The 22776-nt window shown below is 52.6% G+C and carries 18 protein-coding genes and 3 pseudogenes; 11 read left to right on the forward strand and 10 right to left on the reverse strand.

Features of this window, described 5'->3' with window-relative positions; all coding sequences use genetic code 11:
- Window positions 1–132: 132 nt before the first annotated feature.
- The 6 genes and pseudogenes from AO268_RS13735 (at window position 133) to AO268_RS13760 (ending at window position 7921) form a co-directional block, all read left to right on the forward strand.
- Complete coding sequence (locus AO268_RS13735) at window positions 133–1248, forward strand: efflux RND transporter periplasmic adaptor subunit (protein WP_099168991.1); 1116 nt, start codon at window positions 133–135, stop codon at window positions 1246–1248.
- Entirely contained in the window at window positions 1245–4331 is a 3087-nt protein-coding gene (locus AO268_RS13740) for an efflux RND transporter permease subunit (protein WP_186352427.1), read from the forward strand. Before AO268_RS13735 ends, AO268_RS13740 begins: the two co-directional genes overlap by 4 nt.
- Entirely contained in the window at window positions 4324–4626 is a 303-nt protein-coding gene (locus tag AO268_RS13745; RefSeq protein ID WP_033902318.1) for a DUF3240 family protein, read from the forward strand. Before AO268_RS13740 ends, AO268_RS13745 begins: the two co-directional genes overlap by 8 nt.
- Window positions 4626–5873: a TolC family protein gene (locus AO268_RS13750; RefSeq protein WP_033902317.1), complete on the forward strand. Its 1248-nt coding sequence runs from the start codon at window positions 4626–4628 to the stop codon at window positions 5871–5873. The genes AO268_RS13745 and AO268_RS13750 overlap by 1 nt, the downstream gene beginning before the upstream one ends.
- 164 nt (window positions 5874–6037) lie before the next feature.
- A pseudogene (locus AO268_RS13755) lies at window positions 6038–7359 on the forward strand (OprD family porin).
- Window positions 7360–7591: 232 nt separating this feature from the next.
- Window positions 7592–7921 carry a DUF2790 domain-containing protein gene (locus AO268_RS13760; protein WP_033902240.1) on the forward strand — a complete coding sequence of 110 codons (330 nt, stop codon included), beginning with the start codon at window positions 7592–7594 and terminating at the stop codon, window positions 7919–7921.
- Window positions 7922–8702: 781 nt separating this feature from the next.
- On the opposite strand, the gene AO268_RS13765 is transcribed toward AO268_RS13760, so the two are convergent.
- Window positions 8703–10010: an MFS transporter gene (locus AO268_RS13765; RefSeq protein ID WP_034139959.1), complete on the reverse strand. Its 1308-nt coding sequence runs from the start codon at window positions 10008–10010 to the stop codon at window positions 8703–8705.
- A 264-nt stretch (window positions 10011–10274) separates the two neighbouring features.
- Here AO268_RS13765 and AO268_RS13770 point away from each other — a divergent pair, with 264 nt between their 5' ends.
- Window positions 10275–10427: a YHYH domain-containing protein gene (locus tag AO268_RS13770; RefSeq protein ID WP_223817870.1), complete on the forward strand. Its 153-nt coding sequence runs from the start codon at window positions 10275–10277 to the stop codon at window positions 10425–10427.
- 104 nt (window positions 10428–10531) lie between these two features.
- Here AO268_RS13770 and chrA read toward each other — a convergent pair whose 3' ends face one another.
- From chrA to AO268_RS32730, 8 genes and pseudogenes are all read right to left on the reverse strand, one after another.
- Complete coding sequence (chrA, locus tag AO268_RS13775; protein ID WP_033898332.1) at window positions 10532–11890, reverse strand: chromate efflux transporter; 1359 nt, start codon at window positions 11888–11890, stop codon at window positions 10532–10534.
- The gene (locus AO268_RS13780; protein ID WP_044269477.1) at window positions 11883–12827 is read right to left on the reverse strand and encodes a chromate resistance protein ChrB domain-containing protein; all 945 of its coding nucleotides are present in this window, start codon (window positions 12825–12827) and stop codon (window positions 11883–11885) included. The genes chrA and AO268_RS13780 overlap by 8 nt, the downstream gene beginning before the upstream one ends.
- 132 nt (window positions 12828–12959) lie before the next feature.
- The gene (locus AO268_RS13785; RefSeq protein ID WP_032894812.1) at window positions 12960–13436 is read right to left on the reverse strand and encodes a hypothetical protein; all 477 of its coding nucleotides are present in this window, start codon (window positions 13434–13436) and stop codon (window positions 12960–12962) included.
- On the reverse strand, window positions 13433–13642 hold the full coding sequence (locus AO268_RS13790; RefSeq protein ID WP_033898334.1) for a hypothetical protein: 210 nt from the start codon (window positions 13640–13642) through the stop codon (window positions 13433–13435). The genes AO268_RS13785 and AO268_RS13790 overlap by 4 nt, the downstream gene beginning before the upstream one ends.
- 191 nt (window positions 13643–13833) lie before the next feature.
- The gene (locus tag AO268_RS13795) at window positions 13834–14211 is read right to left on the reverse strand and encodes a hypothetical protein (RefSeq protein WP_141562815.1); all 378 of its coding nucleotides are present in this window, start codon (window positions 14209–14211) and stop codon (window positions 13834–13836) included.
- A gap of 290 nt (window positions 14212–14501) precedes the next feature.
- A pseudogene (gene istB, locus AO268_RS13810) lies at window positions 14502–15322 on the reverse strand (IS21-like element helper ATPase IstB).
- Window positions 15323–15342: 20 nt separating this feature from the next.
- Window positions 15343–16906: pseudogene (istA, locus tag AO268_RS13815) on the reverse strand (IS21 family transposase).
- Between the two features lie 291 nt (window positions 16907–17197).
- Entirely contained in the window at window positions 17198–17626 is a 429-nt protein-coding gene (locus AO268_RS32730) for a competence protein CoiA family protein (protein ID WP_176561370.1), read from the reverse strand.
- Window positions 17627–18173: 547 nt separating this feature from the next.
- On the opposite strand from AO268_RS32730, the gene AO268_RS13825 reads away from it, so the two are divergent.
- The 4 genes from AO268_RS13825 to AO268_RS13840 all read left to right on the forward strand — a co-directional run bounded on the left by AO268_RS13825 (window position 18174) and on the right by AO268_RS13840 (window position 21809).
- Window positions 18174–18581: a hypothetical protein gene (locus AO268_RS13825; RefSeq protein WP_038448081.1), complete on the forward strand. Its 408-nt coding sequence runs from the start codon at window positions 18174–18176 to the stop codon at window positions 18579–18581.
- Window positions 18582–18599: 18 nt separating this feature from the next.
- Window positions 18600–18815 carry a hypothetical protein gene (locus AO268_RS33185; protein ID WP_007246723.1) on the forward strand — a complete coding sequence of 72 codons (216 nt, stop codon included), beginning with the start codon at window positions 18600–18602 and terminating at the stop codon, window positions 18813–18815.
- Window positions 18816–19333: 518 nt separating this feature from the next.
- On the forward strand, window positions 19334–19501 hold the full coding sequence (locus AO268_RS32735; RefSeq protein WP_010203399.1) for a hypothetical protein: 168 nt from the start codon (window positions 19334–19336) through the stop codon (window positions 19499–19501).
- A 94-nt stretch (window positions 19502–19595) separates the two neighbouring features.
- Window positions 19596–21809: a hypothetical protein gene (locus tag AO268_RS13840; protein WP_010203400.1), complete on the forward strand. Its 2214-nt coding sequence runs from the start codon at window positions 19596–19598 to the stop codon at window positions 21807–21809.
- A 336-nt stretch (window positions 21810–22145) separates the two neighbouring features.
- On the opposite strand, the gene AO268_RS13845 is transcribed toward AO268_RS13840, so the two are convergent.
- The gene (locus tag AO268_RS13845; RefSeq protein ID WP_044269470.1) at window positions 22146–22697 is read right to left on the reverse strand and encodes a hypothetical protein; all 552 of its coding nucleotides are present in this window, start codon (window positions 22695–22697) and stop codon (window positions 22146–22148) included.
- Window positions 22698–22776 lie beyond the last annotated feature (79 nt).

Raw genomic sequence — 22776 nt, forward strand, 5'->3', positions numbered from 1 at the left:
CTCGTCGAATTGATTGTTTTTTGATCATTTGGCGAGTTTAAAAGTTGCGCTAGGTGGTATGCCGGGGAAATACATGGCTACTTCAGACCATCCCTAGGTTAAACATGCCAAACTTCGCTATTAGGAAAGAAGATGACGAAAACCACTAGCTTCAAACTTCGCCGGAACATCACGCTTTTGGTTTCCTGTTTTTTAGGAAGTCAAGCCTGGGCGGTTGAACAGCTTAATATAAGCACCGATCAGATGAAGACGATGGGAATCCAGACAGCACCAGTTCTTAGTAACTCTGGAGATCTAAAAAATCGTTACCCTGCTCAGGTGGTCGTACCTCCCGGCGCAGAACAGATCGTTACGTCACCGATGCAGGCTATGGTTTCGCAGCTTCTCGTCTCGGAATTTCAGGTTGTAACAAAAGGTGACCCGGTGGTGCGGTTGACAGGCCCCGCCATGAGCCAATTGCAGCTTGAATTGCTACAGGCTTCATCTCGAGCAAGCCTCGCTAGAAAAGCCTACAACCGCGAAAATACTCTCTTTGAAGAGGGCATTATTCCTCAACGGAGGGCGCAAGAAGCGGAGGCAGCCTTACGTGAGGCTGAGGCAACGCTATCACAGGTGCGCTCAGAACTTTCACTTGCAGGTCTCTCGAAGTCTGACACCGATAAAATTATAAAGTCGGGTTCGCCTTCGGACGGAATTATTTTGGCGGCGGCTCAAGACGGTATTGTCACGTCTATCTCGGTGAAGCCCGGCCAGAGAGTTGATGCTGCTACAGCTTTATTGAATATCGCCCAAGTCAAGGTTCTGTGGGTAGATATACAGGCCGCTTCAACGGCTGCGCAAAATATAAGCTTAGGTACTATTGTAAATGTTGTAGGTAAAGATGTATCAGGGAAAATTAAAAGCATCAGCCCCATTATAGCGTCGGGCAATCAGTTTGTAATAATGCGAGCAGAAATAGAGAACGTTCAAGGTAAGCTGAGGCCTGGTGAGTATATTTCAGTCGATATTCCAGTAGCATCTTCAGGAAATACTTGGGATCTACCATTGTCCGCTATCGCTCGCAATAAGGCAGACTCAGTCGTATTTGTGAAAACTGAGCAGGGCTTTTCAGTCCGCCCTGTCGAAGTTATGGCCAGTACAGGCCAATACGTGCGAATTGAAGGTGACTTTCAACCACGAGACCAAGTAGCTATCAGTGGTGTGATTGCGCTGAAAGGCGCCTGGCTTGCTGAAGGGGAAGCAGAATGATTTTGAACAAGCTCATTCAATTTTCTCTGGCCCAACGATTATTTATAATTTTGGTTACGGTTTTGATTTCTGCTGCGGGTTGGTATGCCTATCGCGGCCTGCCGATTGATGCGTTTCCAGACGTTGCAAGCACTCAAGTTAAAATTATTATGAAAGCCCCCGGCATGACGCCGGAAGAGGTAGAGAGTCGTATCGCAGTACCCGTCGAAGTTGAGATGCTTGGCATTCCGAACACCAAAACACTTCGATCAGTGACGAAATATGGTCTGGTAGACGTCACCATCGATTTTCAGGATGGCATCGACATTTTCTGGGCTCGCCAACAGGTTGCTGAGCGACTCGGAAATCTGTCGGACAGTTTACCGGAGGGTATTTCCGGTGGCATGGCTCCTATCACTACCCCGTTAGGGGAAATGTTCATGTTTACGGTCGACGGAGACTCTTTATCGCTGGTAGAACGCCGAAGCTTGTTGGACTGGGTAATTAGGCCGGCGCTGCGGACAGTGCCTGGAGTTGCCGATGTCAACTCCCTGGGTGGTTTGGTGCGCACTTTTGAGGTGCTTCCTGACCCTATGAAGATGGCAGCCAATAAAATAACCCTGGAGCAACTATCGAATGCTCTAAGTATAAATAATCGGAACGATGGTGCAGGACGTTTGGCCGAAGGCGATGAAGTATTATTGGTGCGAAGTGAGGGCAGCATTAACTCGCTTGACGATCTAAAAAATATAGTGGTGAGTGCGACGACCGGAACTCCGGTTCGAGTTAGCGACATTGCGAGAGTACAGATCGGAACGCTCACACGCTATGGCGTAGTAACTCAGAATGGCACCAATGAAGCAGTGCAAGGATTGGTACTAGGCCTTGCTGGTTCAAATGCGCGTGAGGTGGTTAAAGGCGTGCAGGACAAATTGGCAGAGTTAGCACCTACCTTACCTGCAGGGATATCGATTACGAGTTTCTATGACCGCTCGTCTCTGGTAGATAAAGCTGTCGGTGCTGTTTTCAAAGCTTTACTTGAAGCAACCGTACTCGTCATCATTCTACTTGCACTATTTTTGGGGAACATTCGTGCGGCTTTGACCGTTGCGCTCGTGCTGCCACTTGCGGCGCTGATTACTTTCATCCTTATGCGACTATTTAATATGTCTGCCAACCTTATGAGCTTGGGGGGGTTAGCAATTGCAATCGGGATGCTGGTCGACGCGGCAGTGGTCGTTGTTGAAAACATCGTGCAGCGACTGGCTACCGATGAGTCTCGTGGAAAAGTTCCAAGGCTTCATCTCATATTCCGAGCCGTTCGAGAAGTCGCTGTTCCTGTAACTTCTGGTATCTTGATCATCATTACTGTTTTCCTCCCTCTAATGACCCTACAAGGCCTTGAGGGCAAGTTTTTCGTCCCTGTAGCGCTGACGATTGCTTTTGCACTGGCAGGGTCGTTGCTGCTTTCCTTAACTGTTATACCTGTGCTTTCATCTTATTTTTTAAAAGAGGTAAAGCATGAAGATCCTTGGTTGGCGAGAAAGCTTCTAGGGCTCTATAACCCGATTTTGAGTTGGGGCATGCAGAAGCAAAAAGTAGTGTTTGTTGGTGCTGCAGTTATGCTTTTAGCCGCTGGGATTGTGTACACACAAGTCGGTAAAACCTTTATGCCTACAATGGATGAAGGGGACTTGATCGTGGGTATAGAGAAATTGCCATCCATCAGTCTCGAGCAAACTGCCGAGCTGGATAAAAAGATTCAAATGGCGTTGATGACGGCTATACCAGAGATAAAAGGAGTTGTAGCTCGCGCTGGCTCTGATGAGATTGGTTTGGATCCTATGGGTCTCAATCAGACTGACACCTATTTGCTGCTCAAGCCAAAAGACCAGTGGCGCATGAGCTCTAAGGAAGATTTGCTGAATGAGATTCGTAAAGTTCTAGATAATTTACCTGGTATCGAATACAGCTTTACTCAGCCTATCGAAATGCGTGTATCTGAAATGATTATTGGTGTTCGGGGCGACTTGGCCGTGAAGGTATATGGCCCAGACCTTGGCACACTCAATAAGCTCGGAACCCAAATTGAAGAATTACTGAAGACAATCAACGGTAGCCAGGACGTTTATACGGTTCAAAATGACGGTGTCCAATACTTGCGAGTCGAAATTGACCGATTGCAAGCAGGTCGATTAGGACTTGATGTTGAAACCATTCAAAACATACTTAGAGTTCAGATTGAAGGTAAGCAAGCTGGCATTGTGATCGAGGGCAATCAGCGTACGCCGATCTTGATTCGTGCTGATAAAAGTGTTCGTACCTCACCGGCGGAGTTCGATGCTTTGATTATCACTACACCTTCAGGAATGTCTGTTCCTCTGCGCGATGTCGCCAAGTTAGTTCGTGCGGACGGCCCCGTTAAAATTGACCGTGAAATGGGTAGCCGATATGGCGTAGTAATTGCGAACGTGAGTAACAGGGATCTGGTAGGTTTTGTTGAGGAGGCCAAGGCTTCGGTTGCCAAAAATATCGAATTACCCAAAGGTTACACAATTACTTGGGGTGGGCAGTTCGAGAATCAACAGCGCGCTGCTGCGAGATTATCTATTGTGGTTCCAGTCGCACTTGGCTTGATTTTCGTGCTGCTGTTTTCGACATTTGGATCCGTCAGACAGGCTCTGCTTATTCTTAGCAATATTCCTTTTGCACTTGTAGGCGGTATCGTTGCCCTTTGGGTTACTGGCGAATATCTGTCAGTGCCAGCTTCAGTCGGCTTCATCGCACTGTTAGGTATCGCGGTACTCAACGGGATCGTCTTGGTCAGCTATTTCAATCAGCTCTATCATGAAGGGATGGCTATTAAAGACGTAGTCATCCAAGGTTCAAGGCGCCGGTTAAGACCAGTCCTCATGACTGCTTCTATTACTGCTTTTGGACTGGTTCCACTTCTATTTGCAACGGGCCCTGGCTCAGAAATTCAACGCCCTTTGGCTATTGTAGTGATAGGCGGCTTGATCACTGTTACGGCATTGACACTTCTCCTCTTACCGATACTGTATTTGCGTTTTGCTCATTCGAAAAAGGAGAGCTCCAATGCCTAACTTGCGAATTACTCTACTTTTGCCGCTAAGTCTTGAAGAGAAGGTTTCTGACTATTTTCTTTGTGATCCTAGCATCGGAGTCTTTACGAGCAGGGTGGTTTCAGTACATGGACTATCCAACTCCATGTTGAACTCTGCGGAGCAGGTTATGGGAAGCGCTAAAGAAACGGAAATCGTTGTCGTGGTAGACGAGGAACGCTTCGAACTCTGGATTAGTGAATTTGAGAGGCTTTTCACTAGCTCGGGTATTCGCTATTGGTCGACCCCTATTTACCGTTCGGGAGTTCTGGTGTGATGGAAAAGTTATTACTTCTAGTATTACTACTGGGTGCCAGTGGAGCGGCTCAGCCTCAGTCTTTTGAAATGCCATTGCCACCTGCTCAAATTTTACCAGCAAGCATTGCGACAAAGCTATTGGATGCAGATCCACGAGTAGAGTCAGCCCGGGCCAGTCTGGATGCGGCTATACAGGAGGCGGGGATTATTAAAAGATCTCCTTACGAATGGATAGTTAACGGTACCTCTCAGCAGCGTCGTGTCCAGGGGGGGCCTAACTATAACGAGTGGACGGCTGGAGTAGAGCGCACCATACGGCTCCCTGGAAAGTCTAGTGCTGACTCGGATATCAGTACCGCAACCCTTGAAATTGCGGAGGCTAGTTATGGTGAAGCTAGGCATGAAGCCGCCCGTGAACTGATGTTAGCTTGGCTTGATTGGCAAGCTGCTGAGGAGGCCCGAGATATTGCGGCGAGAGGAGTAGAGTCGGCTAAAGATAGCCTGGCAGCAGTGCAGAAACGCAACAGAGCGGGGGACGCATCTACGCTTGACGTGAATATCGCTAAGGCAGAGCTCTCCGATCAATTACGCTCGGGTAATGATGCAAAGGTGAAGGCAACTACGACTTGGATTGCGCTTACCACCAAGTTTCCTGGCGTTGAGCGAGCGCGAGTCGCTCTGCCGGCTCCCGTAAAAGTTACTGGAAATGATGAGTCCTGGACGGCGAGAATTATTGAGCAAAGCGATGAGCTGAGGCGCACCATCGCAACTGCAAGGCGCGCTGAAGGTTTGTCCGGACGTGCCCGGGCGGATAAAATACCCGACCCCACATTTGGCGTATTTACGAACTCTGAGCAGGGTAACAGAGAGCGTATCTATGGCGTCAGCGTGAGTATGCCAATACCTAGCCGGTCACGTAGTGCGCGTTATGCTCAAGCGTTGGCGCAGGAAGACGCTACTAGGCACGATTCAGCGCTTGTTAAGCGACAACTTACGACCTTGATTACACAAAATCTGGCGTTGGCTGAAGGCGCCTTTGAAAGCTATCTGCTTGCCAAGGACGGAGCTCAGGAGATGGAAACGAACAAGAGCCAGACTCAACGAGCGTATGAGTTGGGGGAGGCGGATCTTCAATCATTGCTTTTAGCCCGCCGCCAATCCGTTTCGGCAGCCACAACGGCCCTAGAGGCACAAGTAGAGACGTTAAAGACAAACTTATCCCTCCTGATTGATGCCCACTGGATCTGGGATCTCGATCACAGTTGAGCCACCATTCCGGCAGCGCAATCAGCTGCCGGAATTCTTTCAAATTTGTAATTCTTCAATCATCTTGAGGTTATGTTTGTAGGTCAGAATGAGTGGCGGTCATTGCAATCACCATTATAAAAAAGGCCGTCATCATAAGAAACTGCCAAATCTTCGGAGCAGACATGACTAGGATAACCAAGATCTCAACAGGCGTATTAGCGGCAATAGCTGGGTTTAGCTCAGTCGCCTATAGTGCAGAGAAGTCAGAAGGTTTTGTTGAAGGTAGTAAATTTACCGTTACCAGCAGAACATTCTATTTCAACAGGGATAATCGTAATGGTGAAACTGCACCAGGGGGGCGGGATATTCTGAGGCGACTGCTCAAGCATTCATTGCGAAATTCAATTCTGGTTACACCCAAGGGACGATTGGTTTCGGACTAGATGCTTTCGCCATGATCGGCTTGAAATTGGACACTGGTGGCGGACGCAATGGTGGGCGAAGTTCGTTTGATGTTCTTCCAGTTGACAGTAACGGGGATGCCCGTGATGAGTACACTAAAATTGGAGGCGCCGCGAAGATTCGCGCCTTTGATACGGAGCTCAAAGTAGGCGACGTGTTTCCTACCAGCCCAGTAGTGTATTACGGTGATTCGCGTCTACTTCCTGAGTCTTTTAGAGGTACTATATTTTCCAATAACAGCATCAAAGGCCTGACATTGCAAGGTGGCCGGCTCCATTCTATGAGTCAGCCTGTATCAAGCGATATGAGGGATGGTTTTGCGACCTTCTACGCAGGCCCTGTAAACTCACCAGGAATGAGCTATTTCGGTGGTGACTACGTTCTAAATGAGAACGTAAGTTTCGCGTTGCATGCTGGCCAACTTCAGGATGTATGGAATCAAACGTATTTCGGTACGAACCTCAGCTACGCTCTCACAGATAATCTCGCGTTGATCGGTGGTTTTAATTACTATCGTGCAGTTGACGAAGGCAAGAAGTTATTAGGTGAATTTGATACCAATATTTGGAGCGGGCGTTTTGGTGTTCAGTTTGGTGGCCACACACTCGCCTTAACCCACCAACGAAACAATGGCGAAAACGACTTCGACTATTTACGACAATCCGACTCTGTTTTCTTGGACAACTCAATACAATATAGTGATTTCAACGCCCCCAAGGAAAAATCTTGGATGCTGCGTTATGATCTGAGCATGAAGTCGTACGGGGTTCCTGGACTCAGCTTTATGACGCGTTATGGCCGAGGTAGTGATATTGACTACTCGAGTGCGAATAGTGTCTACATGCGCCGTGATGCCGAGGGCAGTCCGCTCGTGAATCAAAAGAGGTGGGAGCGCGACATCGAAGCAAAATATGTAGTTCAAACTGGAAAAATGAAAGATATGTCATTCCGCATACGCCAGTCTAATACACGCGCGACTCAATTTGAGTCTGACCTGGATGAGTTTAGGCTAATTGTAGAATACCCTCTTGTTTCTTTGTAAGCGGGCTAGACGTAAACGGAACAAAATTTGATTGTGAACTTGGCCTTGATCTAATTTGCACGTCGCTATTTTTATAGATTTTTAGCTATGAATGTTTGCGTGCAAGTTTGATTGGGGGCTGATTGATCTTTCAGCCGTCTAGATCACTGTTAAAGCTAGCGCCCTTTGGGCGCTTTCTAATTCAAATCTTGTGGTTTAAGGCAAATTCAAACTAAAGGGTGTGGGTTACGACATGAAGACTATTAAGATTTCAGTTTTTATCGCGCTTGCTTTTGCGTCGCAATTTATTAATGCGCAAACGCAATCGAAGACAGACGTTGAAAGGGTTGAGCGCGCCAACAAGGTTGCGCTCGAGAATTATGCCAGCAAAGTCGGCGAACCAGTTCCTGAAGTTAAGGATTATGTGTATGGCATGAAGCTAGACGTTGCCAAGACTATACATGTTTCCCCACCAGTAAAATATTGTGGAAATGTCGATAGCTATATGAGTTATCAGGACTCTCAAGGAAAGCTTCACTCCATTCGATATATCCTGCAGGGCGACTGTCCCCAAAAGCGTTAACGCAATTTTTTACCATGACCCCTCGGCTACGCTTCACTGCCTATTTCGCCGTTATCAGCCTCCATCGCAAATCCTTTCATGGCATGTGGTAGGCCGAGGGTTAGCGGACTGCTCATATGCACGCCGACAGTGCGTTTCTATCGGCTCGCCATATACCGGTTGGCGCTAGTTTGAATTCGAGCATGGAGACGTGAGTTCTCGGCCTTACTGATCCCCCCTAAACACATTCCCCTCTAATTTGATCCTCCCCTACCATCAAATAGACCGTACAAAGAGTAGCACCATTCGCTTGATGCCAATGCTTACTGCCATGTCCGCTGCGTCGAAGCTGATGACGGCCAGTTAAGCCAGCACCAGGCTAGAAGGCTTGCATGCAGCGGGAAGCGGTTTCGTATGTGGTGCTCAACATGATTGGAGGCCTGCCTCGCAACAAGCGCGTCCTTTCGTTTGGTCAAAATTGTGTAGGTTCCTCCGTTCAAGAATAAGCGTGTGTCATTTCTCCGTGTCTACGACAACCGACTTTGCCGGTATAGCACGCACTTTTCGTTTCGCGCCTACCAGGGCTAACGTTTCCAGCAATGCAAGTCGCCGGTAGTGCCGAGCGATGTAGCGGGTACAAAAGAAAATCAAAAAAAACTGTTTCAATCGGGTGAGGTTCATGATCCCCCAAAGCCTCTCGCTTACCTATTTTCTGATCATCATCCAGTTGTATGTGACAGCTCTTGTCGATGCATCACTAAATTTTGCTCTGGACTCGAAGGCTTGAGAACTCTTCGCTCCATCAGCGTGGCCACCGACGATGTAGATCATCAATCACATACGGGTGTTCATGCCTTTCTGCGTTGGTGTCGTCAACATGGGCACGATTGTCTGATAGTTCATCATGAGTGTGCTCGACGATTTCTCGATCATGAGCTGGTCGCCAGATGAGGCTACTCATGATAAGCGAGCCTGCTGCCAAGACCGCTAGCGCAATGAACGATGCGGCCAGGCCGTAGTGTGCTCCCAACCATCCCGCCAGAGGGTAAGTGATTAACCAGCAGGCATGGGATAAGGCGAACTGGGCAGCAAATAATGCTGGACGATCCTCAGCATGTGCTGAGCGACGCAAGATGCGACCGCTAGGAGTCTGGGCAAGGGAGTAGCCAACCCCAAGCACCAACCATAGTGGTAGAAGCAAGTTATAAGTGGTGACGTTAATGCCAACCGCTAAACCCGCGACCAATATCCCTCCGCCGAACAGCATGGCAGTTCGGTCTTTGATGTTTTTCAGCAGCCTGGGCAAGACCAAGGCTGACACCATCGACCCTCCCCCAAACGCTGCCAGGGCCAAAGCAGTGGAACTCTGAGGCAGAGCGAAGCGCGACTGCACCAGAACTACTGTATTGACGATCACCATGGCGCTAGCGGCAGCTACCGTAAGATTGAGCGCCAACAGTCCCCGTAACCGGGGCGTAGCTAGGAATATGCGCATACCACGGGTGGTTCGTTCATAAATGCTGCGTCGTGGTACCTGTTTCGCTTTGGGTAGCAGCACCGTAGCGACTAGAGCCGCAGAAGCAAGGAAACCAATGACCGTACCCGCGAACAGATTATGAAAGCTGATCACGGTCAGCAGTGCAGCGGCGAGCATCGGACTGGCAACACTTTCGAGATCGTAGGCCAGACGCGATAGTGACAAGGCACGGGTGTAGTCATCCTCATCCGGCAGGATGTCTGGAATGGTCGCCTGGAACGTCGGAGTGAACGCTGCCGAAGCGGACTGAAGGACGAAAATCAGCACGTAGATTTGCCAGATTTCCGTTACAAACGGCAGTGCAAGTGCGACCAGTGCTCGCACAAGATCCAGTGAAACCAGCATTGCCCGACGCGGTAGACGTTCTGCAAAAGCCGCTGCAATCGGTGCAACGCCGATGTATGCCGTCATCTTGATTGCTAACGCCGTACCTAGGACGGCGCCGGCTTGGGCTCCTGCGAGGTCGAACGCCAGTAGTCCTAATGCGACAGTGGCAAGACCAGTCCCCACAAGCGCAATCACTTGTGCGAGAAAGAGGTGGCGGTAGGTTCGATTGGCTAAGATTTTCAGCATGAGAAATCTCACATAAGGACACACGCGCCCAGTTGGTTGCCGAGCTTTTCTCGAATTAACAAAGCGACGAGTTGTTCGCTTATCGAGGATTCGTATCCCCCTGGGGGGGATATGAAGTCATCCTAAACTAGAGCCGGCATTAGCTCAAGAAGCAGCCGATCAGTCGCTCATCGAATATTTGCGAAATCAAGCAGGATGCGCTTGCTCGGTGAAGGCACTTAGCCATACGCTGCCGGGCGTGAGACCTCTCACGGATATAAAAATATGAGCAAGGAGCAGACCCTGATGAAGCTGTCCGCCATTTTGATCGCCGCTTTACTTTCGATTACGTCCGTTGCTGCCTTCTCGCACAGCGGCGGTACTGATTCAAAAGGTTGCCATCGAAACCATAAAACCAACGACTACCACTGCCATTAAATGGCAAAAGCCCAGCGTCAGGCTGGGCTTTGGTGTGAGCTGGTCACTTCAGATCTGAAGGGGCCTGGGTGTCTGACGGACGCTGTTTAATCCGCTCGTGATAGCTAGCGCAACAGATGTACTGCTAGACCAGCGAGCGCACAGGCCATCAGTACCTGAATGACGCCGCGCTTGAAGCGGAACAATGCTATTGCCGCTGCGATGGCGATTACTGCTGAAGGCCAGTCGAGGTTGCCGCTGAAGCCTTTCGGCCAAAGCACGTGATACCCGAAGAAGCACGCCAGATTGAGGATCACCCCAACTACGGCGGCGGTGATGGCGGTAAGCGGTGCAGTGAACTTGAGTTCGTTGTGGGTCGACTCAACCAGAGGGCCACCCGCAAGGATGAACAGGAACGAAGGTAAGAAGGTGAACCAGGTCACCAGGGCAGCTGCGACAGCTCCGGCCAGAAACACCTGATCAGCCCCGAACACTTGCGAGACATAGGCCCCGACGAAGCCGACGAAAGCCACCACCATGATCAGCGGCCCTGGCGTGGTTTCCCCCAGCGCAAGGCCGTCGATCATCTGTGTCGGGGTTAGCCAGCCATAGTGACCGACTGCGCCTTGATAGACATACGGCAGTACGGCATAAGCCCCGCCGAAGGTCAGCAATGCAGCTTTGGTAAAGAACCAGCTCATCTGGGTCAGGGTTCCTTCCCACCCAAAGAGCGCGGTCAAAACACCCATCGGCAAAGCCCATAGCACGGCACTAATCAGTGCGAGTGAGGCCAATTTCAACCAGCTGAACCGAGCATGTTCGGGGGACGGCGTGTCGTCATCGATTAAGGCCGGGCCGAAGGATTTTTTGGCGGCGCTATGGCCACCGGCTCTGAATTTTTCGGGTGCCATTCGCCCCCCGAAATAGCCAATCAACGCTGCCCCTAAGACGATCAGCGGGAACGGAACATTGAATGCAAAGATGGCGGCAAATGAAGCCGCTGCTATCGCCCACAGCCAATTATTCTTCAGTGCCCGAGAGCCGATTCTATGCGCCGCCTGCACCACGATGGCCGTCACGGCGGGCTTGATGCCGTAGAAAAGTCCGGCTACCACGGGTACTTCGCCGAACGCGATGTACATCCACGACAGCGCGATCAGGATGAATAGTGAGGGCAGCACAAACAGCGCGCCGGCGACCACGCCTCCCCACGTTCGATGCATCAGCCAACCAATGTAAGTCGCCAGTTGCTGAGCCTCGGGCCCTGGCAACAACATGCAGTAATTGAGGGCATGTAGAAATCTGCGTTCTGAAATCCAGCGTCGCCGCTCCACCAACTCCTGATGCATGATCGAGATCTGGCCCGCAGGCCCGCCGAAGCTAATGAAACCGAGCTTCAACCAGAACCAGAACGCCTCACGCAGACTAATCTGTTCAGGCCTCAACGGATTCGCTTCAACCTCTGGTGCCATAACTTTACTCATTGGGTTGCTCCTCTTTCACAAACCCGGCGAGCAGGCCGTCGAAGATGGCGCTCGCGGCAGCCAGAAGTTGGTCGTCGTCGGAAATGGTCTCTCGCAGCCCAGCAAGCACCCGCTCAATCCCGGCAGCCTCCACCGGCTGAATATCGCCAACATCGAGGTAATGCACAAGGGCAGCAATGCGACCTAGACCTTGTATCTGGATTTGAAAACTGGCCTGTAGGGTTTCAAAGGTGACGCGGTTACCAACATGGCTGAAGGTTGCGTCATCAAAATCAAACCCCAAGGCGTTGACTGGGCAGTCCTGTGGAGTGTTCAGCCAGACGATCTGAGCTTGCGGGTCGATGAAGCGGCGGATCAACCAGGCACAGGCGAGCCGGTCGACCCAGGGACGTTTACGCGTTGCCCAGATACGGCCCTGATAATCGCTGAGATTGAGTACCGATATCGGTTGATTACTGCTGTGCGGCTCATCCGGCGACAGGGCTCTACTGACTGCCGTCTCTAACTCCTGTAGAGCCGCATCAATCTGGTGCTTTGGTTCACCTGGGAAGTAATCGATGCTCGCTATCTGATCGTAGGCTTTGCGCAGCTTGCGGATTTGTTTGGTCGTCGCCAGCGCATTTTCAGCATTCAACTGCTCACGGCAGCCTTCGATCTCTCCACCAAGTTTGGTGTAGTCATCCTTGCGGTCGAAAAACTCGATAAAGCGCTCACCGTTGGGATCAACTACAGGCAGGAGGTAGGCGGTGCCATTGATGGCCAATATGTCTCGTTCGACAGAAGTCAGAGCTTCGCGGCAAGCGCTGGTATCAGGGAGCAGGTAAACACCGTCACGGAGTACAGCGGCACCTGAAGCTTTCAAGGCACGCCAGGCTCGCATGCGCTCGGTGGCGTTGGCGGTGGGTAAGCCAAGGATCAATGCGAGCCAATTTTTCATGTAGGAATATCTACTCGATATGTAGTAATCGCTACGCTACTCCTTGCTGCAAGGCTTGGGAAGCGGTGCTCAACAAAAGCAGTTGTTCAGAGGGCATTCGGAAGAAGGAACAGACACGCAGACTTGCGGTGGTCATTGCGAGCGAAGCCAAGCTTCCATTTTTTGCAACCTTCCTCTACGTAAAAGCACCGGTTTCCCTAAATCCAACATCACCAACAATCCCTGCCTTTCGCATGTTGAAGGGAACCAATCAGCGATTTCGACGTTGCAGCGTTTGGCGTCACCTACCGCCCACTTAATAATCATGTCTGCTGCGGCACGGTAGTGATCCGCCATGAACAGCCTTTTGCCGTCTTCTGACCAGCCTCTCATCGCAAGCTCGTCGGTTACGTCGATGAGTCCAGCGTCTCCAAAGAAATCGGTCGTATCTGGATAATGAATACCTGCCAAGGACACCTTGGCCACGCCGGATTTTCGGTCGAAGTAAGACAGGAAATGCCATCCTCCCGTTGTACTACCTGGATCTGGAAAATTGATCGCAGCTTTGCCAGTGATGTAGTGCGTGCGGGAAACGCGTTTGAGATCAAAATCGAAAAGCGGCTGGTTCATGGGAGTGTTTTGAGCCGGGCCAGCCCCTGTTTGATATGACCAGCGTTCTCACCAATTGTGTAAAGCGCACCACGGACGTTGTCGCCGACTTCCGCATGTCCCTGGGCTTCCACCTGGAGGGTCAGCTCCATGAGCGCAGCCTCAAGGGCCAGCTGGTTTTGGTACATCCTTTCCAGCACATCTGATAGCGAGTATTCACTGGGCATCTACATGGACTCCTTGATGTCGACCCAGCATAGCTCGATGATGAGTCAGCAAGTGTCTTGCGGGTATAGGCATACCCTGAGAGCACCTTATGAGCGTCCCGTCCCTAAGTAGTCTCAAGGTGTTTGATTTGCAAGCTAGAACAGCAAGAAGCCCGAAGGACAGAGATGCCCGCTAGACACTTGGTCGGTTTTTATTGACCCGCCGTACCGGATTTATCAGAGGCCGGGCCTCCATTGAAGCTAAAATCGGTGGTGCCGTTGGTGATCCATTCGACCAGCTTTTCCTTGTGAGTGTAAGCCACCACTCCACGTTTTTGAGTCGGATCGAATCTTAAGACGCGCCATATACCGAAATCGGGGCCGAAGTCGATGAACACGGGTTTGGAAACCCACCAGCGAGCAAAAAGCTTGCTGCGGGAATGCCAGCTAAATGAAGCCAGTCCATTCTCCGACACTTTCGACAAACCCATTCTGAAGTTGTACCTGTCGAACTCAGTCCGCGTGCCATCGATCACCCAGATCATATTTTGATAGTAGTTTTGCCTCGCGATTTGCGCATTCCACGCCATCCGGCCACCCAGTCCACCAACATCCGGCCACCCGTTCCACGCTCATCCGGCCAGGCAGTCGGAGCGCAGCGACGCAGGATGCGCATTCCACGCCATCCGGCCACCCAGTCCACCAACATCCGGCCACCCGTTCCACGCTCATCCGGCCAGGCAGTCGGAGCGCAGCGACGCAGGTTTGCATTGTTAGTCTGAAGTCCCTGTCGTCGTCAATTTCGTTGCGCGTCTGCGCATCGATTCGCCCTTCAGTTCGATCCGATAAGCGTTGTGCACAGCGACGCAGGTTTGCATTGTTAGTCTGAAGTCCCTGTCGTCGTCAATTTCGTTGCGCGTCTGCGCATCGATTCGCCCTTCAGTTCGATCCGATAAGCGTTGTGCACCAGCCGGTCGAGGATCGCGTCGCCCAAGGTCGGATCGCCGATCAGTGCATGCCATTTGTCCACGGGCATCTGGCTGGTGACCAGCGTCGAGCGGACGGATCGCCGATCAGTGCATGCCATTTGTCCACGGGCATCTGGCTGGTGACCAGCGTCGAGCGGTTGCCGTAGCGGTCGTCCAATAGCTCAAGCATGTCGCGCCGTTGCGGTGCGGTAAACGGCGCCAGGCCCCAGTCGTCCAGGATCAGCAAGTCGGTCTTGGCATAGCCCGCCATCAGTTTCGCGAATCGACCGTCTCCGTGGGCCAGGCCCAGTTCCTCCATCAGGCGCGGCAGACGCAAGTAGCGCACGCTGTAGCCGTCACGGCAGGCCTTGTGGGCCAGCGCGCAGGCGAGCCAGGTTTTGCCTACACCGGTCGGGCCGCCGATGATCAGGTTCAAGCCATCGCGCAGCCATTGGCCGCTGCCCAGTTGCAGGATCAGGGACTTGTCCAGGCCGCGTGGGCTGCGGTAATCGATGTCTTCCAGGCAAGCGTTGTGGCGCAGTCGTGCCAGTTTCAGCCGGCTGCTCAGACGCGTGTTTTCACGTTCGGTCAGCTCGCGGTCGATCATCAGGCCGAGGCGTTCGTCGAAGCTCAGATCATTGATATCGGGCGTGGCGTGTTGCTCGCTCAGCGCCTTGATCATGCCGTGCAGGCGCAGGGTTTGCAGCTTGTCGAGTGTCGGATTGGGCAGCATTTTGGTGCTCCTTTTTCAGGTCAGTGGTAGTAGCCAGGGCCGCGCAGGTTGATGTGTTCGTCGGGCAGTAGCGGCAGGTTTTGCTGGNCGCCCAGTGCCAGCGCTCGCTGGCAAGCGGCTTCCAGCCGCTCTTCGCCGTGCTGCTTGCTCAGGCGCAGGATGCCCAGGCAGGCGCGGAAGCCGTGCTGAGGATGGATTCGGCGCTCAAGGATGTAGGCGATAACGCCAGCGGTGTTAGGCCCGGTCTGCTCGGCCCAGCGGATCAGCCGTTGCGGTGTCCATTCGGCGTGCTCCCGGTGGCTCTTGGGCATGTGCTCGGTTTGGGTGGTGTGGCGGCCTTTGTGCAGCGAGCGCAGGTGACTGGCCACCCGCTGGTTGGCGTGGAAGCACTCGACGGTCTTAGCGGTTAGCCGCACTTCGAGTTGGTGCTTCACCAACTGGTACGGCACCGAGTAGTAATGGCCCTCGACCTCGACGTGGTAGTCGATGTGCACCCGCACCTTTTTCCATTCGGCGTAGATGTACGGATGTTCTGGTAGCGGTTGCAGTGCGGGTTGGTCGATGGTCTCAAAGGCCGAGCGGCGTGAGCCGGGCAGCTTCTTGAAGGGCTTTTGATTGAGGCGTTCGAGCAGCAGGCTGATTGCCGTGTTGAGTTCGCCCAGCGAGAAGAACTGGCGGTTGCGCAGCGCGGCGAGGATCCAGCGCTCGACGACTTGCACGCCGACTTCGACCTTGGCTTTGTCCTTGGGTTTGCGCGAGCGAGCAGGTAATACGGCGATGCCGTAATGCTCGGCGAGATCGCGGTAACTGGGGTTGATGTCGGGCTCGTAGCGATGCGCCTTGGTGACGCCGCTGCGCAGATTATCGGGCACCAGGATCTGCGATGTGCCACCGAAAAAAGCAAAACAGCGGGCGTGCGAGCCCAGCCAGTCAGGCAGCTTCTGCGACCAGGTGGCCTCGGCAAAGGTGTAGCTGGACGCGCCGAGAACGGCGACGAAGATCTGCGTTTGGCGGATCTCGCCGGTTCGCCGATCAATGACCGGTACGGTCTGGCCGGCGTAATCGACGAACAGCTTTTCGCCGGCACGGTGCTCCTGGCGCATGACCACGTCGACCTTGGCGGCCCAGAGGCGGTAGTGCTCGCAGAACCAGCTGTATTGGAAGCCTTGCGGGTGGGCGAGTCGGTATTCCTGCCAAAGCAGGGCCAGAGTTACGCCGGGGCGGCGTAACTCCCCGTGTACATGAGCCCAGTCTGGCACCGGCCTTTGATCGCTGGGAACGGTGGGCGGCGGCGGAAAAAGATGCCGTTGTAACTCGGCGTCAGTCAGCGCAGAGGGCCAGGTCAGGCCGCTGGCAGCAAAGCGATTGAGGTACTCACCGACGCTGGCTCGGCCTACTTGCAAGCTACTCGGCGTCAGTCAGCGCAGAGGGCCAGGTCAGGCCGCTGGCAGCAAAGCGATTGAGGTACTCACCGACGCTGGCTCGGCCTACTTGCAAGCTGCCAGCGACCTGGCGGGCAGATAGGCCGACCTCGAATTTGAGACGTAGCACTTCTCGAATTTTACGCATGGATAAACGCTCCACGACGACCTCTCTGCTTCGATAAAAGAGGACCAGCGACCTGGCGGGCAGATAGGCCGACCTCGAATTTGAGACGTAGCACTTCTCGAATTTTACGCATGGATAAACGCTCCACGACGACCTCTCTGCTTCGATAAAAGAGGTCGATGGTAGTGAATAATCCTGCGTTGCTGCCTGCCTTAAGGGTGGCCGGATGAGCGTGGAATGGGTGGCCGGATCATCGTGGAATCAGTGGCCGGATGTTTATGGAATAGGTGGCCGGATGGCCGTGGAATCCGCAAGTTGCTGCCTGCCTTAAGGGTGGCCGGATGAGCGTGGAATGGGTGGCCGGATCATCGTGGAATCAGTGGCCGGATGTTTATGGAATAGGTGGCCGGATGGCCGTGGAATCCGCATCGCGATTACCTCTTCAGGATGTATCGTCGATCTCTGAAACTCAATAACCATCCCTGAAGGCGTTCGGACATCTGCTATATGTCTCTCCCCTGAGGACGCTTGCAACACAACTTCCTGCCACTCGGTTGGGAACATATTCTTCCAATCGCGATGCCATGCCGTTTCCGTTTCCCACCACGGATCGCAATTGTCCAAACGTTTATGAGCCCAATGCCAGACGACATGGTTCCCGCATTTAGCGACAGTCTGGGAACCACAAAAACTGCAAACACCACGTGCTTTTGGAGTGGCCTCTACACGAGCGCCTTCAAGCAATGAGTATTTCATTTTCTTCCTTGATGATAAAAATGAGGGGCGGTAGCTCTTAACTTCCTAGTTGTCAGTACCTTGTGACCCACAGGACGAAAGACAAATATCTGAACACGGTAGTCGTCGTGTCGCTCTGGCCTCTTTCAACAATTGCTCAGCGTACATAGCCGGATCATCATCTGGCAGCGGGTAGCCTGCAGCAGATAGAGCTTCGGCGCGCTCTTCAATGAGCAGACGCTCGGGATCGCGAACCGTTTGGTAGGCTCTGCCTGGTACGCGTCGAGTCGTGTCCATTCTCGGCTCCCCAGAAGGCTGATGGCTAAGAGCGACTAAATTACTTTTAGAACGATAACAGAACGCTCTGAATAGCGATGCTCCGCTGCGAGTCACGAGGGAGGGTGCGTTACGATCTATGTTTCACAGAGACGCAAACACCAAGCAAGCGGAGCGCGCAGGCGTGAGGGATGCGAGCCCGCAGGGTCGAGACACGCCTTGGCGGGGCTCGATTTACGGCAGCCTGACGCCGCAGGCGGCACGCCATCAACGCCAACAAGAGGTAACTCAAATGCCCGACGATGAACTGCGCGAACTGGAGGCCAAGAGACGAAAGGCTTTGTGGATACTTGCGCACATATCTCCAGGCGATTCGAAGGCGTTCGATGCCTTATCCATCCTTGATGACCTTGACCTTCAAGAACGGAAATACTCCCCCAATGCTGACAAGGCACTTGATCTCAACCAGCTTCGGGATTGTGTCACGCTGCAGCATCACAACTCCGGAATCGACATCATTTTGGAGCAGACTATCCCCCAGCCCTGGAGGGAGCGCTTCAATCAGGCGAGTATCGGGTCGACCAGATTGTTAGATGGGCCTTACGCTGCGGACTGGTATAAATTCCTGGCTTGTTGGGAATCAGAGATGCAGCACCTCGAGGCACACAGAACTGCCAGAAGTAAGCCCAAGCTGGATTGATGCAGACGGAGAATAGACGTGGAACGAGACAGCGATGACACCGTGTATTGCGACATCCAAATGCCGGTGGCTCAAGGGCGTGAGCTATTGGCGTTAGTGAATGCCCTGCGAGAGTCGAAAGCTCATCCAAGTCTCGACAGAGTTTTTGAACACATGCAGGACGAGCTCAGCACCTCAATCGACATCGTTAAGAATCCGCCATCGTGGGGCCCATGGGGGCCGACGCATAACTGAGCCTTTAGTCGGCTATCCTTTCCATTCAGACGAGCAAACGCTGACTGGGAGCATGGAAGACTCAAAAAACGTCGCTCCGGCGCCCTATAACGGGGCGAAAATAACGGCAAAATACACTTTAAGTGGGTGATTGCCATATGCCATACTCGGTTATCAACGATTTTTCGCCCAGCTTGGCCACCTCCCTGATGGAGGTTTTAGTCGCTATGGTAACGACTAGCAGGAGAAGAGCCTTAATGGCGTTCCTGAGAAGCGGAGCTGTGACGGGGCTGCCGTTTGCCGAGTTCTGAGGCTGCTTGTTTATTGAACCTTGGGGGCTTTCGCCAAGTCTGAACTATAGTCGTAAAGCCGCTTGTCGGCTGACGGCAGGTACTGCTTGTGAAGCTTGGTGAACGAGCTCGATAATCCGCACCGCTTTTGCTAGCGAGGCAGTATTACGTTTTTTTCCATTGAAAGCAGTGGTCGCGCATTGGAATTCGTTGATGCACCGTGGAACAAAATTCTTAGAGGATGGAGCTATGACTCTTGAGCGTATGATCGAAGAGGCCCGTAACCGTAACGGTTCTCATGAAGCCAGCCTAAAGGCGGCTCGTGATCGCATGGCCGCGACTAACCACCGTCTGGCACGTGAATTCGCTAAACAAGAAGTCACTGCGACGCTGCTTGCCAAGACCTGCAGCCTCTAATAAATCCCTTCATCCGAAAGCAGCCTAATGGGCTGCTTTTTTTTGCGCGATCACAATGACTCCATACCTCATCACCAGCTTCGAAGAGGCGACGATGGCAGCGTTGATTCATGAGCCATACGGCTATGATCACGCTGACATCTTCAAAAAACCTCAGATCAAGTACATCTATAACTACTTGAAGTCCTTCATGCCCGAGATTCCGAAGGGTAAGAAGACGGTAGGAAGCATCCTGCTTGAGCACGAATACATCGACCGAGACTTCCTCGAGGACTACTCGCGTTTTTACCTGGGGCGTTTCGGCAACGATGGCTACAAGTGCGCTCGGCTTCACTTCTTCAGTTGCGATCTGACTCACAAGCGGCTCGACGCTCTACTGGCGGGTGACGTGGGAGAAATGTTAGATGATGCTGAGGATGACAATGCTGTAAAAACTCTAGAGCAACTCCAGTCGCACTACCTCGGTTTCATGGTTATCAAACCTCTCACCAGGACATTCGTGGGGAAAACCTGCCTTCGTGTCAGTGGTGACCGAGGTGTGGGCAAGAAGAAAATTGACAAGCCTTATGATGTGAATCTCTTTGGCATCAAGCTGACAATCGACTCAATTGCATTCCAAGAACAGGACAAGGTGGTTGCCGCGTGTGCTACCACCGCCATTTGGACAGCGTTGCACAGTTCGCCTGGTCGTAGTGTTAAGGACATTAAATCCTGCAGTGAGATCACCACCGCCGCCCTGAATTTTGTGGACGGTTCCAGTAATGGATTCCCAAATAAAGAGCTTACCAATAAGCAGATCCAGCGAACGCTTGATATTGAGGGGCTGCGATATCACAACAATAGCCTTGAGGAATCAACTCCTGAATCTTTCCGAGAGTCCCTCGTTGCTCACATTAATAGCAACCTGCCCGTCATTTTGACGGGAAAAGTATACGGCGTGGAACCCAACGAAGCTGGTGAGTACGTCAAAGCTGGGCACGCAATTACCGCCCTTGGTTATGACTTCCGGGGTGATTCGAAATGGGTATACGTTCATGACGACCGACTCGGGCCGTACGCACGAGCAGAAATGGTCATGCTTGACGAATTTTTCGGGGAATCCACTCCTGAGGCCGTAAAAGGTCGTTGGGGGCTGGCGATGTCCATTCGAGAACCGGATGCCACTAACTGGGTGGCTCCCCATGAGATTATTGTTCCAGATATCTCGATCATCCCGGCAGATAGAAAGACGCGCATCGACTTCAAGTTCGCTCATGGCACAGCAGAGCGTATTCGTGATCAGGTATTGGGATACCTGGAAGATGAAATGTGTCCTCTACTTGAGATCCCGGTTCCTTCGGTCAGGTACGAGATCAAACTGGCATCGATTGCTCAAGCGCGAGACGATGTCCGTAAACATTACACCCACCGCAAGGTCAATGACGTGTTGGGTACTTACACCCTCGATGAAGAGAGAATGATTCGCTGGCGTAAGGAAAAACTCAGTTTCTTGACTGGCAGCCTCGCACGCTTACAGTGGCAAATTGATGTCTACTGGGATTCCGAGTGTGCTTTCCAGGTGTTCTTGGATGCGACTGACATTCCCTTGGGCAACGCTGTATCTGGCATTTACATTCATGACCCAATTTATGCAGATGCGATGCTGGCCGGCTTCAAGGGGCAGGAGAGCCAGATCGCCGGTCTAGATGATCAGCACTTCTTCCCGGCGTTCACCAGGGCTGTGAAGCAGCGCCGAGATGACTACGAAAGTCATCTCAATAGCATGTATGGGACATTGCGTGCGCCCAACCACATTAAAGAGAACGAGGTCTCGCGGAACGGAAAAGGCACCAACAAGACCGCGAAAAAATTCTGGGATCCGCAACAAATCCGTTTGGTTGATGTTCACGAGGCCTACAAGAAAGTGGCCGATTCAGTGGCTAACGACCCATCCTCTGAGAGTAAGCTTATCTGGGCCATAGGTAAGGACGGCGTGTTATTCGTCGCTGAGGACATTCCAAAACCTGATGAGCTCGGTCACCCAAGTATGACTGGGATGCAGGCCGCTCGGATTGCGGGAGAAATACGGCCAAAGGCTGGCTATTGGGAGGTCAACTTCTTCTCTGGAAGGTACAGCGGTGATTACGCCGATATAGAGAAGACTCAGTTTCTTACAAACGCCGTGTACAAAATTCAGTCACTCTTCCCGTATGACAAGTTTGAAGCTTTTTACCCTTATGCCCCTTCCTCCCAAGGTCTGGTTTCGCCTGATCTAGCGGCACAGGGAGGCGGTGACGATACGGCGGAACCCGCTGCTGTGCTCGCTTAATCCGAATAAACCCGGCTTCAGGGCATCGCCCTCGGTCGGGTTCACTCCTATCAAGCTGTTCACCGCACTGGTGAATGCCCTTTTCTCAGCCTGCATCCAATCTGGGCGTTTATCCCTTCAGAAAGCCAGTGCCAGACTCACGTTTGACTTTTCAATGGATCAGAATGTGCGAGCTACAGGCACTGTCCAGGGAGGAACTGATCTCTGCATACCGCAAGCGGAGCGCGCAGGCGTGCGGGATGAAAGCCCGAAGGGCCGAGACGCAGGCTTTGCCAAGGCTCGGTTCACGACAGCCGCTACCCGCAGGGGCACGCCGTGACCGAAAACTCAGGGTCATCAGAGCTCCGCATTCCATGCATCCATAGCCTCGCTCACAGCCGCGTACCACTGGAGATCATCGAGCTGTAGGGCATTCGCGATTTGCCTGTTGGTATTGCCGTCGACCCAAGTCGGGAGACTCTCCATGGCCTCTCTGAACAGACTGGCTGTAGCGACAGCGAATCGCCCCGTACTTGTAGACTGGAGGCACACGTAGCGCACAGCAGCGCCACTATGGAGCCGACGCCAAGCCACCACCTCAATACAGTCCTGCAGCTCTACAGGGGCCTCAGCAGCGTGATCAGCCTTCTGCCCCACCTCGATCTCTGCCACAGATTGAAATGGCCTGCTAGATTTTCCCGGTTGGTGGACAAGGTGCTGCAACTGCTCACGTGCCGCGATAATCTGATCTCGGAGTTCTTCAGGATCGATGGACATCCCGCCCTCCGGTGTCACCTTGAGGGTCTTCAAGGAGTTCGCCGCTAGGATGAACTCGCGTTCACGCGCTTTCTCACGCTCGGGGCGGCGGTCGGGGCGGATGACGCTCCAAAGCGTTGTGAGCAACTTCAATGAATTCTCCTACCTGAGGCATTGGGCGCGGATCCCGCGATCATACAAGCAAGGTAAGGCGCCTGAAGCGAAAGCCCTG

Origin of the sequence: Pseudomonas sp. ICMP 8385 (genome assembly GCF_002699915.1) — a bacterium.
Taxonomy (GTDB): Bacteria; Pseudomonadota; Gammaproteobacteria; order Pseudomonadales; family Pseudomonadaceae; genus Aquipseudomonas; species Aquipseudomonas gessardii.